The following is a 14,482-nucleotide window of genomic DNA, read 5'->3' on the forward strand; positions in this document are numbered from 1 at the left end:
TCGTGGGCCGGCTGCGGCGCCGTCGCGACCGGTCGCGCAGTTCCTCCCCCAGCCTTCGGCCGGGGGCGCCCCCAGCGCCCCGTGGGGGCGCTGCCGAACCGCGGTGGGCCGTTACCGAAGCGCCCCGAGCGGGTCGTCCAGTACCGGCTGCCAGGCCAGCTCGGCCGCTCCCACCAGGCTGTTGTGGCTCAGCGTGCAGGGCAGGATGGGCACGCTGCCGCTCTGGCCCCACAGGCTGCGGTCGGCGACGACGGCGCGCAGCCGCTCCGGATCGGCGTCCAGGAGGGTGCGGTGCAGGCCGCCGAGGATGATGCGGTCGGGGTTGAGGATGTTGACCAGGCCCGCCAGCCCGAGGCCGAGGCGGTCGATCAGGGCCTCGGTGGCCCTGCGGACGGTAGGGTCGGTGCAGTGGTCGCGGACCAGGTCCTCGGCCTGCCGCAGCAGCGACACCTCGGGGCCGGGATCGCGGCCCGCCTCGATCAGCAGCGCCAGCGGATCGGCCTCCACGTCCAGACAGCCCCGGCTGCCGCAGTGGCAGGGGCGGCCCTCGGGATTCACGGCGAGGTGCCCGACCTCCAGGGCAAGGCCTGAACTCCCCGTGTGCAGACGGCCGTCCAGGACCAGCGCGCCGCCGACGCCCCGGTGCCCGGTGGCCACGCAGAGCAGGTCCCGGGCGCCCCGGCCCGCGCCGTGCCGGTGCTCGGCGAGCGCGGCGAGGTTCACGTCGTTGCCCGCGAACGCCGGGCCGGTGATGCCGGCCGCGCGCACGCACTCCGCGAAGATCCGGCGTACCGGCGCCCCCACCGGCCAGGCCAGGTGGAGGGGGTTGAGGGCGAGGCCCTCCGGTTCGGCGACGGCGGACGGCACGGCGAGACCTGCGCCGACGCAGCGCAGGCCGGTGCTGCGCAGCAGGTCGGCGCCCGCCTCGACCACCGAGCCGAGCACCTTCGCCGGGTCGGCGTCGACGGTCTCGCAGCCGGGCGCGGTCGCGACGATCCGGCCGCCCAGGCCGACCAGCGCCGCCCGGAAGCCGTCGGCGTGGACCTGCGCGGCGAGTGCGACGGGGCCGTTCTCGGCGACCTCCAGGCGGTGCGACGGACGGCCCTGTGAACCCGCGGCGGCGCCCGGGTGGGCGTCGACCCTGATCAGGCCGAGCGCCTCCAGTTCGGCGGCGACGGCGCCGGCCGTGGCCCGGGTGACGCCGAGTTCCGCGGTGAGCACCGCGCGGGTGGGGGCGCGGCCGGTGTGCACGAGTTCCAGGGCGGGGCCGAGTGCGCCACGTCCTCGGTCCAACCGGGGTTTCGAGGTTCCGTTCCCCGTCGGGCCGGGGGCCGCCTTTCCGCTCATGAGAGGGAGTCTGCCATGATCCGCAGTCTCGAACTGCGCGGGTGCGTTGTGGCTGGTCGCGCAGTTCCCCACGCCCTATGGAGCGCTCCGGTTCGGGCGTTTCAAAGGCCGCTCACCCTCAACGTGACGTTCAAACGGCCGGTCAGGCCCAGCCCCGGGGGCGCCGTGCCCGGGTACACCCTCGGCACCCCGTGGTAGGCGAGCCGTGACCCGCCCCCGAACACGAACAGGTCCCCCGACCGCAGCTCCACGTCCTGGTACGGCCGCGCCCGTGTCTGCGGGTTGCCGAAGCGGAAGACGCAGGTGTCCCCGAGGCTCAGCGACACCACCGGGGCGTCCGACTTCTCGTCGGCGTCGCGGTGCATGCCCATGCGGGCGTCGGCGTCGTAGAAGTTGATCAGCGCGATGTCGTACGACAATCCGCCGACCGCCGCCGGGCCCAGGGCGTCGGTCACCGCGCGGCGGCCCAGTTCGTCGAGCCAGGCCGGGAACGGCTTGACGGGGCTGCCGTCGCCGTCGACGGCCGTGCGGGCGTAGGCGTACGGGTGCCAGTGCCAGCCCAGGCAGACCTGGCGGGCGGTCATCGTCCCGCCGCCGGGTGTACGGACCGTGCGCAGGCCCGCCGGGGGCCGGGCCCAGTCGCGGCAGGCGGCGAGCAGCGCGCGCTGCCGCTCCGGGTCCAGCCAGTCGGGGACGTGCACGGCGCCCGGTGCGATGCGGGCGCGCGCCCTCGGGAACAGTTCATCCTCCATGCCCCCATCCTGCCCGACCGGGCCTGAGCTGCGGTTCCGCTAGCCTGGACGCACGATGAGCGACCGTATGACGACTGCCTGGGGCGAGTTCGAGCTGTCCCGCTTCCCGGAGGATCCGCGCGACCGGCTGCGTGCCTGGGACGCCTCCGACGCGTATCTGCTGCGCCATCTCGACCAGGAGCGGACCGGGCTGTCCGGCACGGTCGTGGTGCTCGGCGACCGGTGGGGCGCGCTGGTCACGGCGCTGGCGGCGCACCGGCCGGTGCAGATCACCGACTCGTACCTGAGCCAGGAGGCGACCCGCGCGAACCTGGCGCGCGCGGGTGTCGAGCCGGGCGCGGTACGGCTGCTGACCACCCAGGATCCGCCGCCGGACCGGGTCGACGTGCTGCTGGTGCGGGTGCCGAAGAGCCTTGCGCTGCTCGAGGACCAGCTGCTGCGGCTGGCGCCCGCCGTGCACGCGGGGACGGTCGTGATCGGCACCGGCATGGTCAAGGAGATCCACACGTCGACGCTCCGGCTGTTCGAGCGGATCCTCGGTCCGACCCGGACCTCGCTGGCCGAGCAGAAGGCCCGGCTGATCCACTGCACGCCGGATCCGTCGCTGGAGCGCCCGGAGAACCCGTGGCCGTACAGCTACGCGCTCCCCGCCGGCATCGGCGCGGTCTCCGGTCGTACGGTCGTCAACCACGCGGGGGTCTTCTGCGCCGACCGGCTCGACATCGGGACGCGGTTCTTCCTGGCGCATCTGCCCGAGGGCGGCCGCCGGATCGTGGACCTGGGGTGCGGGAACGGGGTCGTGGGCACGGCGGTGGCGCTGGCCGATCCCACGGCCGAAGTGCTGTTCGTGGACGAGTCGTTCCAGGCGGTCGCCTCGGCGGAGGCCACCTACAAGGCGAACGGGGTCCCCGGGCACGCCGAGTTCCGGGTCGGCGACGGGCTGGCGGGGGTAGCGGCCGGCAGCGTGGACGTGGTGCTGAACAACCCGCCGTTCCACTCCCACCAGGCGACCACCGACGCGACGGCGTGGCGGATGTTCAGCGGCGCGAAGCGGGCGCTGCGGCCGGGCGGCGAGCTGTGGGTGGTCGGCAACCGGCACCTCGGCTACCACGTGACGCTGCGCCGCCTGTTCGGCAACAGCCGACTGGTCGCGAGCGACCCGAAGTTCGTGGTGCTGAAGGCGGTCAGGCGCGGGTAGTCCCGCCGGTGAGCACGCCGATGATCCGGGTCACCTCCCGGGCCATCGCCTCCCGGCCGGCACCGAGGTACGGGCGGGAGTCGACGGCCTCGGGATGGTCCGCGAGGAAACGGCGGACGGACGCGGTCATCGCCATGTTGAGTGCCGTGCCGACGTTGACCTTGGCGATGCCCCCGGCGACCGCGGCGACCAGTCCCCCGTCCGGGACTCCGGAGGAGCCGTGCAGGACCAGCGGGACCGGCACGGCGGCCGAGAGGCGGCCGAGGAGGTCGTGGTCGAGGGCGGCGGTGCGCGTGGTCATCGCGTGGGCGCTGCCGATCGCCACGGCCAGTGCGTCGACGCCGGTGCCGGCGACGAAGTCCCGTGCCTCGGCGGGGTCGGTACGCGCCCCGGGCGCGTGGGCGTCCAGCGCCGGCCTGCTGTCCTTGCCGCCCACCTCGCCCAGCTCCGCCTCGATCCACAGGCCCTGGCCGTGCGCCCAGGCCACGGCCGCCGCGGTCGCGGCGAGGTTCGCGGCGTACGGCAGCCGGGACGCGTCGTACATGACCGAGCTGAATCCCGCGTCCGGAGCCTGCCGGAGCAGGGCGTCGGTGCGGACGTGGTCGAGGTGCAACGCGACCGGCACGCGGGCGCGTTCGGCGGCCGCGGCGGCGGCGCGGGCCAGTGGGAGGAGGCGTCCGAGGCGGAACTTGACGGCGTTCTCGCTGACTTGGAGGACGACGGGCGCACCGGCCGCCTCGGCACCGGAGACGACGGCCTCCACGTGCTCCAGGGTGATGACGTTGAACGCGGCGACGGCGGTCCGGGCTTCGGCGGCCCGGGCCAGGAGTGTGCCGGTGGTTGCGAGGGGCACGCTCACTCCCCGCCGGCCGGGGTGAGGATCACCGAGCGGGTGAGATGGCGCGGCCGGTCGGGGTCGAGGCCCCGGGCGGCGGCCACGGCGACCGCGAGGCGCTGCGCGCGGACCAGTTCGGCGAGCGGGTCGAGGGCGCCCTGGATCCACAACCCGCCGGTGGCGGCGACCTGTTGGGCGAGTCCGGCCGGCGCGGGGCCGAACATCCAGGTGGCGGTGGCCCGGGTGGTGATGCTGATCGGGCCGTGCCGGTACTCCATGGCCGGGTAGGCCTCGGTCCAGGACAGCGAGGCCTCGCGCATCTTGAGCCCGGCCTCGCTCGCGAGTCCGACGGTCCAGCCGCGCCCGAGGAAGGTGAACTGGCCGCACTCGACCAGCTCCGGCGGCAGCGGAGTGGACAGCGCGGTCCTGGCGTCGGCGGCCACGGCGTCGGTGTGCAGGCCGAGGTGGGCGCGGAGCAGGGTGAACGCGCTGGTGGCGAACCGGGTCTGCACGACGGAGCGTTCGTCGGCGAAGTCCAGGACGACGAGGTCGTCGGCGGCGCCGGTGACGGGGGCGCCGGGGTCGGCGGTGATCGCGGCGGTGCGCGTGCGCCCCTTCAACTCGCCCAGCAGGTCCAGTACTTCGGTGGTGGTGCCGGACCGGGTGAGGGCGAGCACCCGGTCGTACGACCGCCCGTGCGGGAACTCCGAGGCGGCGAAGGCGTCCGTCTCGCCGTGCCCCGCGGACTCGCGCAGTACGGCCGCGGCCTGGGCCATGAAGTACGAGGTGCCGCAGCCGACGATCGCCACCCGCTCGCCCGGCGCCGGGAGGGCGTGGGCTCGGCGGGTGGCTTCGGCGGCGGCTCGGGTCCAGCACTCGGGCTGGCTGTTCAGCTCCTCAGTGATATGTGACATACCACTAGCCCTCCCCTGCATGAGACATCATGCTCGTTCTTGCAAGGTAGGGCCACTTTCCAAGCACAATCAAGCACCCTGCCGAAATCCAGGTGCGCTAAGGTCACCGGGAGTCACCGGAAGGACCGAGGAACGGAGGCGGCGGATGTCGCGCGACGCCCGCTGGAAGGCGCTGCTCGAATTGCTGGTCGAGCGCGGCCGCCTCGAGGTCGAGGAGGCTGCGGCCGAGCTGGCGGTCTCGGCCGCCACCATCCGCCGGGACCTCGACCAGCTCGCCGAGCAGCAGATGCTGGTGCGCACCCGGGGCGGGGCGGTGGTGCACGGGGTGTCGTACGAGCTGCCGTTGCGCTACAAGACCGCGCGGCAGGCCTCGGAGAAGCAGCGGATCGCCAAGGCGGTGGCGGACCTGGTCGAGCCGGGCGAGACGGTGGGACTGACGGGCGGTACGACCACCACGGAAGTGGCCCGCGCCCTGGCCGTACGCGGAGACCTCACCACCGGTACGCCGGCGCTGACGGTGGTCACGAACGCGCTCAACATCGCGAACGAGCTCGCGGTGCGGCCCCAGTTCAAGATCGTGGTGACGGGCGGGGTGGCGCGCCCGCAGTCGTACGAGCTCATCGGGCCGCTCGCGGACGGGGTGCTGGGTCAGATCACCCTCGATGTGGCGGTGCTCGGAGTGGTCGCCTTCGACGTCGCCCACGGGGCCGCGGCCCACGACGAGGGGGAGGCCGCGGTCAACAGGCTGCTGTGCGAGCGGGCGGCCCGCGTGGTGGTCGCCGCGGACTCCAGCAAGCTCGGCGGGCGGGCGTTCGCCCGGATCTGCGCGGCGGAGCTGGTGGACGCCCTGGTCACGGACACGGCGGCGGCGCCGGAGACGGTCCGCAGGTTCGAGGAGGCGGGTATCCGGGTCCTGACCGTGTGAGCGCGACCCGGCACCTTCCGGCGATCCGGCTCTCGGTCACATCCCGCCGGCGTGTCACATCCCGCTGGTGTCCGCACTGACGAATCCCGCGCCCCGCTGGTCGTTGCAGCCGAACACGGGCCGGTCGGCCGGGTCGGGCCAGCTCTGCTGGGCCTGGAGGGCGACGCTCACCAGGGTCAGCAGCAGGTCGACGTCGCTCGCGGCGTCGAGTCGTATGGTCACCCACTGCGAGCCCGGCACGATCCGGATCGCTCCCGTGCTCTTCAGGTCCTTCGCGAAGTGCCGGATGGCATGGGTGGTGAGACGCAGGTCCACATCGCGGTCGGAGTGGAAGTGCGCGATCTCGCCCTGCGCCGAACTCACGCCCTGCCCCAGACCGCAGCTCGGTACGGCCTGGGTCAGGTCGGGCCAGGTCGCCAGTTGCGCCAGAGCGCGCGAGGCCAACGTCATGGGGCCATCATGGCCCGCTCACTCTCCGGTAACCAACCAGCGAGCAGTTATTAACCGAGCTGTTGCCGGACTCTGTCCGAACACAAACCCCTGGGACGAGTGAATATCCGCAGGAATTCAGTGGTTCGGGGGACGGAAGGTGCCTGTCGGGCGTCCGGGACGGCCGTGTCCGACGTCACGTTTTGTGCGGGTCTGTTACGTGCCCTACGCGCGCCTGGCACCCGTCGCCGCGAACGCGTCGGCGGCGGCGAGGTCGAAGTCCCCGTGGTCGCTGCCGAGGCCCTGGGCGACCAGGGCCGCCACGGCGTTGCCGAGGACGGCGGCGTCGTGCGGGGTGCGGCCCAGGCCGATGCCGAAGACGAACCCGGCCGAGAAGGCGTCGCCGCAGCCGGTGGTGTCCACGACGTCGATCTCGAAGGCGGGTACCGGCTCGGCGCCCTCGGCGGTGACCAGCAGTGCGCCGTCGCCGCCCCGGGTGACCGCGACCAGTCCGGCGCCGGCGCCGACCAGCTTCTTCGCGCCCGCCACCAGGTCGTCCTCGCCGGAGAAGCCCAGCACCTGGTCGTCGTTGGGGAGGAGGTGGTCGACGTACGGCAGCGCGGCCGCGATCTGCTCGAAGCTGCCGAGGACACCGGGTGCGAGCAGGTCCACGGAGGTCGTCAAGCCGTGCTCCTTGGCGAAGTGCAGGATGCGGGCGGCGGCGTCGACGCCGATCAACTCCGGTCCGCCGAGGTGGAGATGGTCGGCCTCGGCGAGGGCGTCCCAGGGCACGTCGTCGACGCCGTAGGTGATGTTGGCGCCGAGCAGGTGCAGGGAGGGGCGGTCGCCGCTCGGGCGGATGGGCAGCACGCTCGCCGAGGTGGCGGTGTCGGTACGGCGGACGAGGAACCCGGTGTCGATCCCGGCCCTGCGGAGCAACTGCACGAGCATGTCGCCGGTCGCGTCGGCGCCGACGGCCCCGGCGCTGCGCACGGTGGCACCGAGCTTGGCGAGGCTCAGCGCGGTCCCGCCGGCGGTTCCGGCCGCGGTCATCCTGATGTCCTCGACCAGGGTGGCGCCCTGGCCCTCGGGTATCGCGTCCACCGGCCGGACCAGCACGTCCAGCACGTGCACACCCATCGTGACGACTCTCATGGCTTGTCCTCCTGCAGGGTTCGGGTGGTGCCGTAGTTCCGGGCGATGGCGGCCTCGATCACCGCGAGCTGCTGCCGCTCGTCCAGGACGCGGGGTGTTCCGAGGGCCGCCGCGTGCTGGTAGACGCCGCAGGCCCATTCGAGCAGCAGGGCGTTCTCGGCGGCCTTGTCGAGGGTCGGGCCGACGGTGACCGAGCCGTGGTTGGCCATCAGCGCGGCGCTGCGGCCGTCGAGCGCGGCGAGTACCGACTCGGCGAGTTCCGGGGTGCCGAAGGTGGCGTACGGCGCCACCCGCACGGTGCCGCCGAGGGCGAGCAACTGGTAGTGGATGCACGGCAGTTCGTCGACGACGCAGGAGAGGGCGGTGGCCATCGGGGCGTGGGTGTGGACGACCGCGCCGGCGCCGAATCGACGGTAGACCCCCAGGTGCAGGTCGAGTTCGGAGGTCGGCTCCAGGGTCCCGGCGACCACCTGGCCGTCCAGGTCGACCACCGTCACCTGGCCCGCGGTGAGTTGGGCGAGCACCGCTCCGGTCGCGGTGACCGCGATCCGGTCCCCCGCCCGCACACTGACGTTGCCCGACGTTCCGATCAGCAGGCCCGCCGCTCCCAGGCGGCGGCAGACGTCCGCCACCGCGGCCCGTTCCTGAACCAGCGCGGAGCTTGAGTCCGTCATGGCCGCGACGGTAACGTAAACCTGAAACAAAGTCACGTTCAGATTCAGGGGTGGTCGTGTGACCGACCCGGCCGCCGAGGAGACCGGTGCCGTGCTGCGCCGTACTCCCCAACAGGCCCGCAGCAAAGCCCGGTTGGCGCGGGTGCTCAAGGCGGCCGAGCGCGTGCTGATCGCCGAGGGCGTGCCTGCCCTGACCACCACCCGGGTCGCGGTGGAGGCCGGGGTCTCGGTCGGCTCGCTGTACCAGTACCTGCCGGACCGGGACGCGATCATCGACGCGCTGGCCGCGACGTACTTCGCCCGGCTCGAAGCGGTGATGGAGGAGTTCGTGCGCGGCGCGGCGGCCGAGCGCTGGTCCGACCCGGTCGGCGTGCTGATCGACACCTACGCCGGGCTCTACCGCACCGAACAGGGCTTCCGGGCGCTGTGGTTCGGCAGCGGTCTGACCGACCGGACCCGGGCGGCGGACCGGGAGCACAAGCGCCGGATGGCCGACGGCGTACGCCGGATGCTGCTCGCGCTCGGCATCGCCGCCGACACCGAGGGGCTCGGCCCCGCCTGCCATGCCGCCGTCCTCGCCGCCGACGCGCTCGCCCAGGAGGCCTTCCGCCGCGACGCCGAGGGCGACGCCGCCCTCCTCGACGAGGCGAAGGTCATGCTGCGCGGCTACCTCACGGCCCTGGCCGCGAGGCGCGGGCGGCGGGACGGTGGTGCGGCGGGCGCCGGTCCGCTCAGCGGGCCCGTTCCCAGACCGGCTGGACGCCCGGAGTCAGCGCCGTGAAGTCCGGCAGTTCGCGCAGTGCCTGCTCGGCGCCGCCCGGCGTGTAGACCGCGATGACGCGCAGCTGCCGCCAGCCGGAGTTGAACGTGGAGTGCGGCGTTCCCCTGGGCACGTAGACGAAGTCCCCCGCCGTCACCGGGAACTCCCCCGAGTCACCGACGGTCTGGACGCCCTCGCCGTCGATGAAGTACAGCACCTCGTCGGAGTTCGGGTGGGTGTGCAGGTCGTGCCCCTTGGTGGGGTTGATGATCACCTCGCCCGCGGTGAGGGGAGCCCCGGGGAACAGGCCGGCGCTCACTCCCCACTTGATGCTTCCCCAGTCGAAGACCTCGGTCGGCAGTTCGGCGGGCACGGTACGGGTCCTCGGCTCGAATTCGCTCACGGTTCCTCTCCTCGTCGAAGTCGCCGGCGGCGCGACGGCACGGACACCGTAACGGCCGTGCCGGCCGCCATGGTCATCGGAAGCTGATGGACTTGAAGTCCTCGGTCTGCCGGCGGATGCCGGTCTCCGTGGGCAGGCGTTCGATCGAGCTCGCGCCGAAGAAGCCCACGACCCCGTCCGTCCGGGCGAGGACGTACTGGGCGTCCGCGGGTTCGGCGATGGGGCCGCCGTGGCACAGCACGAGGATGCCGGGGTTGACGGCGACCGCGGCGTCCCGCATCGCCTGGACCCGCTCCACGCACTCGTCGAGGGTGAGCGCGGTGTGTGCACCGATGGTGCCCTTGGTGGTGAGGCCCATGTGCGGGACGAGGACGTCGGCGCCTGCCTCGGCCATGGCGGTGGCCTGACCGGTGTCGAACACGTACGGCGCGGTCAGCAGGCCGCGTTCGTGTGCGGCCGCGATCATCTCGACCTCCAGCGCGAAGCCCATCCCGGTCTCCTCCAGGTTCTGGCGGAAGACCCCGTCGATGAGCCCCACGGTGGGGAAGTTCTGCACTCCGGTGAACCCGGCCGCCCGGACCTGGTCGAGGAAGCGGCCCATCACCCGGAACGGGTCGGTGCCGTTGACCCCCGCGAGCACGGGAGTGTCCCTGACCACGGGGAGCACCTCGTCCGCCATCTCCATGACGATGGCGTTGGCGTCGCCGTAGGCCAGCAGGCCCGCGAGGGATCCCCGGCCGGCCATCCGGTACCGCCCCGAGTTGTAGATGATGAGCAGGTCGATGCCGCCCGCTTCGGCGGACTTCGCGGAGAGGCCGGTGCCGGCACCGCCGCCGATGACCGGCCGTCCTGCCGCCACGGTCCTCCGCAGCCGTTCGAGTGCCGTGCTTCGGTCCATCGTCGCGTTCCCTTCTCCTCGGTCCGCCCGCGGGTGCGGGTCGGGTCCTCACCGGCCGGAGGTGATCAGCCGGTGCAACTGCCGTGCGGCCTCGCGCCCGAACCCGGGGTCGTTGATGTGCCGGTCCACCTCGATGATCTCGGCGGGCGTCCCGGCGAGCGCGCCGTGCAGCGCCGCGAAGAGCTCCGCGTCCGCGGCCGCGTCGCGGAACGGGCCGTCCTCCTTGTCGATGCCGCTGACCCCGCGCAGCGGCAGGACCACCGCGACCGGCCCGCGGGCACGGGACAGCTTCGTGCCGATCCGCCGCCCGAGTTCGGCGTTCTCCTCCGGGGTGGTGCGCATCAGCGTGACCGTCGGGTTGTGGACCAGGAAGCTCCGGTCGTCGAACCCGGCGGGTACGGTCTCCCGCGGCCCGAAGTTGACCATGTCGAGTGCGCCGACCGAGACGACCTGCGGGATGCCTCGCTCCCCGGCCGCCTCCAGCCGGTGCGGGCCCGCGCTGAGCACCCCGCCCACCAGGTCGTCGGCGAGTTCCGTGGTGGTGAGGTCCAGCACTCCGGCGAGCCGGCCGTCGCGGGCGAGCTTCTCCAGGGCACGGCCGCCGGCGCCGGTGGCGTGGAAGACGAGCGGTTCGTAGCCGAGTCCGGTGAGTTCCGCCCGTGCCTCGTCGGCGGCGGGGGTGGTCAGGCCGAACATCGTGACGCCGACCAGGGGCCGCCGCTCGCCGGCCGGCGCGGTGCGGCGGGCCTGCTGCACGGCGGCCATCGCGGCGATCGCGGCGGCGGCGTTGCCGAAGACCTGCCCGGAGACGGAGTTGATCCCGGCGACGTCCACGACCGAGTGCATGAGCGTCACGTCGCTCTCACCGACGTACGGCGAGACGTCGCCCGAGGCCATCGTGGAGACCAGCAGCTTCGGCACGCCGACCGGCAGGGCGCGCATCGCCCGGGACGCGACCGACGAACCGCCGGAGCCGCCGACGGCGAGCACACCGTCCAGCCGGTCCTCCGCGTACAGCGCGAGGACCACCGAAGCCGCGCCGGAGGCCATCGCCGCCATCGCCGCGCCCCGGTCGCCGCTCTCCCGCAGCGCGGTGAGATCGGCGTCGCCCGCCCGGGCGACCGCCGCGGCGGTGACGTCCGCGGGGTGGTCCGAGAACACGCCGACGTCGATGGTGACGGTGTGCGCCCCGTGGGCGCGCACCCGGTCCGCGATCCAGGCGTACTCCTCGCCCTTGGTGTCCATCGTGCCGATGAGAACGACCGTGGCCATCGTGCGTGCCTCCTGCTCCTCTTCGAGCCCTGTGCCAGGAATTGTGGTGGGGTGGCAGCCTGGTGACTGGTCCACTTAAGGCCGAGTGGACCAAGCCGGGCCGAGCAGGGCCCGGCACAGGGCTTGGCACGGGCGAGTGGACCGGGCCGGGAGGTGAGCGGTCGATGCGGACGGACGAGGACGCCGAGCGGGTGGTGCGGCTGCTCGGGGTGTGGCGCGGTGAGGCGTCCGTGAGCGTTCCGCTCCGGGACGCGCTCGCCGAGCTGATCGACGGCTCGTACCTGCCCGCCGGATGGCGCATGCCCGGCCAGCGGGCGCTGGCGGCCGCGCTGGGCGTGGCCCGGGGCACGGTCGCACGGGCGTACGCCGAGCTCATGGCGAGCGGCCGGGTGGCCGCGGCGCGGGGGTCGGGCACGTACGTCCGGGGCGCCGTCGGTCTCGTCCGGCCGGACGAGGGGCGGCTGACGTCATTCGGCGGCGGACAGGTGGTCGTCGATCTCTCCTCCGGGGCGCTGCCCGGCTCCGAGCTGGTCGCGGAGGTCATGCCGGAGGTCGGCAGGCAGCTGCGCAGACACCATCTCGGGGGGACGGGCTATCACCCCGCGGGGCTGCCGGACCTGCGGGCCGCGCTCGCCGCCCGCATCACGGCGCAGGGTCTGCCCACGCGGACGGACCAGGTCCTGGTGACCGCCGGTTCCCAGCAGGCCGTCTGGCTGATCGCGACGGCCCTCGCCGGGCCGGGTACCGTCACGCTCGTCGAGGACCCCAGCTACCGGGGCGCTCTGGAAGCCTTCGCGGGGGCGGGCGGCCGGGTGCGAGGCGTCCCCTGCACCCCGGCCGGCGTGGACCTGAACCTTCTCGAAGCCGCCGTCGCCGACGCGGACCTGCTCTACGTGCAGACCGCGCTGCACAACCCGACCGGCGCGCACATGCCGGAGCCGCAGCGCAGGGCCCTCGCCGGCCTCGCGGCCCGGCACGGCACCTTCGTGGTCGACGACCAGTCGCAGGCGGAGCTCGGCTGGTTCCGCTCCGACCCGCTGCCGGGGCTGGAGCGGATGGCGGACCCGGAACGCCTGCTGATCGTGGGCACGCTGTCCAAGCTGTTCTGGGGCGGGCTCCGGGTCGGGTGGGTACGCGGGCCCCGGGAGGTGGTCGGGCGGCTCGCGGCGCTGCGCGGCGGCATCGACCTCGGCGGGCCGGTCGCCGACCAGCTGGCGGCGCTCCTCCTGCTGCCGCGGGCGGACCGGCAGCGCGTGCTGCGCCGCGAGTTCCTGGCCCAGCAGTTCGCGGTGACCGAAGAGGTACTGAGAACGGTGCTGCCGCACTGGCGGTGGAGCACGCCCGTCGGCGGTTCGGGCCTGTGGACCGACACCGGCCAGGACGCCGTGGCCCTCGCCCAGCACGCGCTGGCCCGCGGCATCCGGCTCACCGCGGGTCCGGCCTTCTCTCCGCACGGCGGGCACCGCACCTTCGTACGACTTCCCGTGTGGCACCCGCAGTCCCGGCTCGCCGCCGCGGCCGAGCTCCTCGCCGGTCTCAGCGGCACCGGGTCCCCCTGACGGGGACCACACCCGCGAGGTCCCTCCGGCCGGTGGTCCGGGCGCGCTCCCGCCCACCGCCCGCCCTTGCCCGGGCCTCCCCCCTCGCCTAGCCTGAGTTTGTGCCGCTAATAAACAAAACCCGGACGCACAACGCCGTGCCCGGAGACTCCCTCACCCGACTCCGTACCGCCCTGACCGTCTTCTTCGCCATGGACGGCTTCGTCTTCGCCGGATGGGTCGTCCGCATCCCCGCCGTCAAGGAACAGACCGGCGCCTCGGCCGGCGCCCTGGGGCTCGCGCTGCTCGGGGTCTCGGCCGGGGCCGTGATCACGATGATGTTCACCGGACGGCTGTGCCGCCGCTACGGCTCCCACCCGGTGACCGTCGTCTGCGCCGTGCTGCTCTCCCTCAGCGTCGCGCTGCCCCCGCTCACCCACTCGGTGCCGGCCCTCGGCGCCGTACTGCTCGTCTTCGGCAGCGCCTACGGCGGCATCAACGTCGCGTTCAACAGCGCCGCGGTCGACCTGGTACGAGCCCTGCGGCGCCCGATCATGCCCAGCTTCCACGCCGCCTTCAGCCTGGGCGGCATGCTCGGCTCCGGTCTGGGCTCACTGATCGCCGGCGTGCTGACCCCCACGCAGCACCTGCTCTGCCTCACCGCCGTCGGCCTCCTGATCACCCTTCTCGCGGGGCGCACCCTGCTTCGCACTCCCCCGCCGCACACCCCGGGGGACGACGCACCGCACGGCACGTCCGCACCGCGCCGCCTGGCACCCCGCACCCGGCTGCTGGTCGTCACGTTCGGACTGATCGCCCTGTGCACGGCCTACGGCGAGGGGGCCATGGCCGACTGGAGCGCCCTGCACCTGGAACAGGACCTGGGCGCCGCACCCGGCGCGGCCGCCATCGGCTACTCCTGCTTCGCGCTCGCCATGACCGTCGGCCGGCTCAGCGGCACGAGGCTGCTCGAAGCCCTGGGCCAGACCCGCACCCTGGTGTTCGGCGGCACGACCGCCGCGGCCGGCATGCTGCTCGGCGCGCTCGCCCCGGCTCTGTGGGCGGCCCTCCTCGGGTTCGCGATCACCGGGCTCGGCCTCGCCAACCTCTTCCCCGTCGCCGTCGAACGCGCGGGCAGACTGGCCGGCCCCGACGGCGTCGCCGTCGCCTCCACCTTCGGCTACGGCGGCATGCTCCTGGGACCGCCCGCCATCGGGTTCATGGCGGAGTGGCTCTCCCTCTCCACCGCCCTCACCACGGTCGCCGCCCTCGCCGCCACCGCCGCGACCATCGCACTCCTGACCCGGCGCTCGGCCGGACACTGACCGGAGTCGCCGACGGCAGGACACGGGCCGGAGTCCGCGCCCGGCCCGGTACGGCCC

General features: G+C 73.7%; 15 protein-coding genes. 5 read left to right on the forward strand and 10 right to left on the reverse strand.

The window, feature by feature from the left end:
- Positions 1-111: 111 nt before the first annotated feature.
- Together ACFY0K_RS35230 and ACFY0K_RS35235 are read right to left on the reverse strand one after the other, a co-directional pair.
- Positions 112-1,347 carry an ROK family protein gene (locus ACFY0K_RS35230; protein ID WP_390643237.1) on the reverse strand — a complete coding sequence of 412 codons (1,236 nt, stop codon included), beginning with the start codon at positions 1,345-1,347 and terminating at the stop codon, positions 112-114.
- Positions 1,348-1,448: 101 nt separating this feature from the next.
- Positions 1,449-2,099, reverse strand: a complete 651-nt coding sequence (locus ACFY0K_RS35235) for an alpha-ketoglutarate-dependent dioxygenase AlkB family protein (RefSeq protein WP_390643238.1) — start codon at positions 2,097-2,099, stop codon at positions 1,449-1,451.
- Positions 2,100-2,166: 67 nt separating this feature from the next.
- Between ACFY0K_RS35235 and ACFY0K_RS35240 the strand changes: the two genes are divergently transcribed.
- Positions 2,167-3,297 carry a methyltransferase gene (locus tag ACFY0K_RS35240; protein WP_390643239.1) on the forward strand — a complete coding sequence of 377 codons (1,131 nt, stop codon included), beginning with the start codon at positions 2,167-2,169 and terminating at the stop codon, positions 3,295-3,297.
- Here ACFY0K_RS35240 and ACFY0K_RS35245 read toward each other — a convergent pair.
- Entirely contained in the window at positions 3,284-4,150 is an 867-nt protein-coding gene (locus tag ACFY0K_RS35245) for a ketose-bisphosphate aldolase (protein WP_390643240.1), read from the reverse strand. The genes ACFY0K_RS35240 and ACFY0K_RS35245 overlap by 14 nt on opposite strands.
- A gap of 2 nt (positions 4,151-4,152) precedes the next feature.
- Positions 4,153-5,046: an SIS domain-containing protein gene (locus ACFY0K_RS35250; RefSeq protein ID WP_390643241.1), complete on the reverse strand. Its 894-nt coding sequence runs from the start codon at positions 5,044-5,046 to the stop codon at positions 4,153-4,155.
- A 145-nt stretch (positions 5,047-5,191) separates the two neighbouring features.
- Here ACFY0K_RS35250 and ACFY0K_RS35255 point away from each other — a divergent pair, with 145 nt between their 5' ends.
- On the forward strand, positions 5,192-5,971 hold the full coding sequence (locus ACFY0K_RS35255) for a DeoR/GlpR family DNA-binding transcription regulator (RefSeq protein ID WP_351956184.1): 780 nt from the start codon (positions 5,192-5,194) through the stop codon (positions 5,969-5,971).
- Between the two features lie 54 nt (positions 5,972-6,025).
- On the opposite strand, the gene ACFY0K_RS35260 is transcribed toward ACFY0K_RS35255, so the two are convergent.
- The 3 genes from ACFY0K_RS35260 to ACFY0K_RS35270 form a co-directional block, all read right to left on the reverse strand.
- Positions 6,026-6,421 (reverse strand): luciferase family protein, encoded by a 396-nt coding sequence (locus tag ACFY0K_RS35260; protein WP_351956183.1) that lies wholly within the window; start codon positions 6,419-6,421, stop codon positions 6,026-6,028.
- A 204-nt stretch (positions 6,422-6,625) separates the two neighbouring features.
- On the reverse strand, positions 6,626-7,555 hold the full coding sequence (locus tag ACFY0K_RS35265; RefSeq protein WP_390643242.1) for a carbohydrate kinase family protein: 930 nt from the start codon (positions 7,553-7,555) through the stop codon (positions 6,626-6,628).
- Positions 7,552-8,229, reverse strand: coding sequence for a class II aldolase/adducin family protein (locus tag ACFY0K_RS35270; RefSeq protein ID WP_390643243.1), 678 nt, complete (start codon positions 8,227-8,229; stop codon positions 7,552-7,554). The genes ACFY0K_RS35265 and ACFY0K_RS35270 overlap by 4 nt, the downstream gene beginning before the upstream one ends.
- Positions 8,230-8,287: 58 nt before the next feature.
- On the opposite strand from ACFY0K_RS35270, the gene ACFY0K_RS35275 reads away from it, so the two are divergent.
- Positions 8,288-9,010 carry a TetR family transcriptional regulator gene (locus tag ACFY0K_RS35275; RefSeq protein ID WP_390643244.1) on the forward strand — a complete coding sequence of 241 codons (723 nt, stop codon included), beginning with the start codon at positions 8,288-8,290 and terminating at the stop codon, positions 9,008-9,010.
- Here the strand turns inward: ACFY0K_RS35275 and ACFY0K_RS35280 are convergent.
- The 3 genes from ACFY0K_RS35280 to ACFY0K_RS35290 form a co-directional block, all read right to left on the reverse strand.
- Positions 8,961-9,392, reverse strand: a complete 432-nt coding sequence (locus ACFY0K_RS35280; protein WP_390643245.1) for a cupin domain-containing protein — start codon at positions 9,390-9,392, stop codon at positions 8,961-8,963. The genes ACFY0K_RS35275 and ACFY0K_RS35280 overlap by 50 nt on opposite strands.
- A gap of 73 nt (positions 9,393-9,465) precedes the next feature.
- Entirely contained in the window at positions 9,466-10,290 is an 825-nt protein-coding gene (locus tag ACFY0K_RS35285; protein ID WP_351956179.1) for a phosphoenolpyruvate hydrolase family protein, read from the reverse strand.
- A 48-nt stretch (positions 10,291-10,338) separates the two neighbouring features.
- Complete coding sequence (locus ACFY0K_RS35290) at positions 10,339-11,562, reverse strand: Tm-1-like ATP-binding domain-containing protein (protein WP_390643246.1); 1,224 nt, start codon at positions 11,560-11,562, stop codon at positions 10,339-10,341.
- Positions 11,563-11,726: 164 nt separating this feature from the next.
- Here ACFY0K_RS35290 and ACFY0K_RS35295 point away from each other — a divergent pair, with 164 nt between their 5' ends.
- Together ACFY0K_RS35295 and ACFY0K_RS35300 are read left to right on the forward strand one after the other, a co-directional pair.
- Positions 11,727-13,121: a PLP-dependent aminotransferase family protein gene (locus ACFY0K_RS35295; RefSeq protein ID WP_390643247.1), complete on the forward strand. Its 1,395-nt coding sequence runs from the start codon at positions 11,727-11,729 to the stop codon at positions 13,119-13,121.
- A 137-nt stretch (positions 13,122-13,258) separates the two neighbouring features.
- Positions 13,259-14,425, forward strand: a complete 1,167-nt coding sequence (locus tag ACFY0K_RS35300) for an MFS transporter (protein ID WP_390643248.1) — start codon at positions 13,259-13,261, stop codon at positions 14,423-14,425.
- The last annotated feature ends 57 nt before the right edge of the window (positions 14,426-14,482 follow it).

This window comes from Streptomyces sp. NPDC001507, assembly GCF_042894765.1.
Classification (GTDB): Bacteria; Actinomycetota; Actinomycetes; order Streptomycetales; family Streptomycetaceae; genus Streptomyces.

What these genes read in the sequence shown, in the direction of transcription:
- ACFY0K_RS35230 (WP_390643237.1), bottom strand. Translation starts at nt 1,347, where the DNA reads ATGAGCGGAAAGGCGGCCCCCGGCCCGACGGGGAACGGAACCTCGAAA.
- ACFY0K_RS35235 (WP_390643238.1), bottom strand. Translation starts at nt 2,099, where the DNA reads ATGGAGGATGAACTGTTCCCGAGGGCGCGCGCCCGCATCGCACCGGGC.
- ACFY0K_RS35240 (WP_390643239.1), top strand. Translation starts at nt 2,167, where the DNA reads ATGACGACTGCCTGGGGCGAGTTCGAGCTGTCCCGCTTCCCGGAGGAT.
- ACFY0K_RS35250 (WP_390643241.1), bottom strand. Translation starts at nt 5,046, where the DNA reads ATGTCACATATCACTGAGGAGCTGAACAGCCAGCCCGAGTGCTGGACC.
- ACFY0K_RS35255 (WP_351956184.1), top strand. Translation starts at nt 5,192, where the DNA reads ATGTCGCGCGACGCCCGCTGGAAGGCGCTGCTCGAATTGCTGGTCGAG.
- ACFY0K_RS35260 (WP_351956183.1), bottom strand. Translation starts at nt 6,421, where the DNA reads ATGACGTTGGCCTCGCGCGCTCTGGCGCAACTGGCGACCTGGCCCGAC.
- ACFY0K_RS35265 (WP_390643242.1), bottom strand. Translation starts at nt 7,555, where the DNA reads ATGAGAGTCGTCACGATGGGTGTGCACGTGCTGGACGTGCTGGTCCGG.
- ACFY0K_RS35270 (WP_390643243.1), bottom strand. Translation starts at nt 8,229, where the DNA reads ATGACGGACTCAAGCTCCGCGCTGGTTCAGGAACGGGCCGCGGTGGCG.
- ACFY0K_RS35285 (WP_351956179.1), bottom strand. Translation starts at nt 10,290, where the DNA reads ATGGACCGAAGCACGGCACTCGAACGGCTGCGGAGGACCGTGGCGGCA.
- ACFY0K_RS35290 (WP_390643246.1), bottom strand. Translation starts at nt 11,562, where the DNA reads ATGGCCACGGTCGTTCTCATCGGCACGATGGACACCAAGGGCGAGGAG.
- ACFY0K_RS35295 (WP_390643247.1), top strand. Translation starts at nt 11,727, where the DNA reads ATGCGGACGGACGAGGACGCCGAGCGGGTGGTGCGGCTGCTCGGGGTG.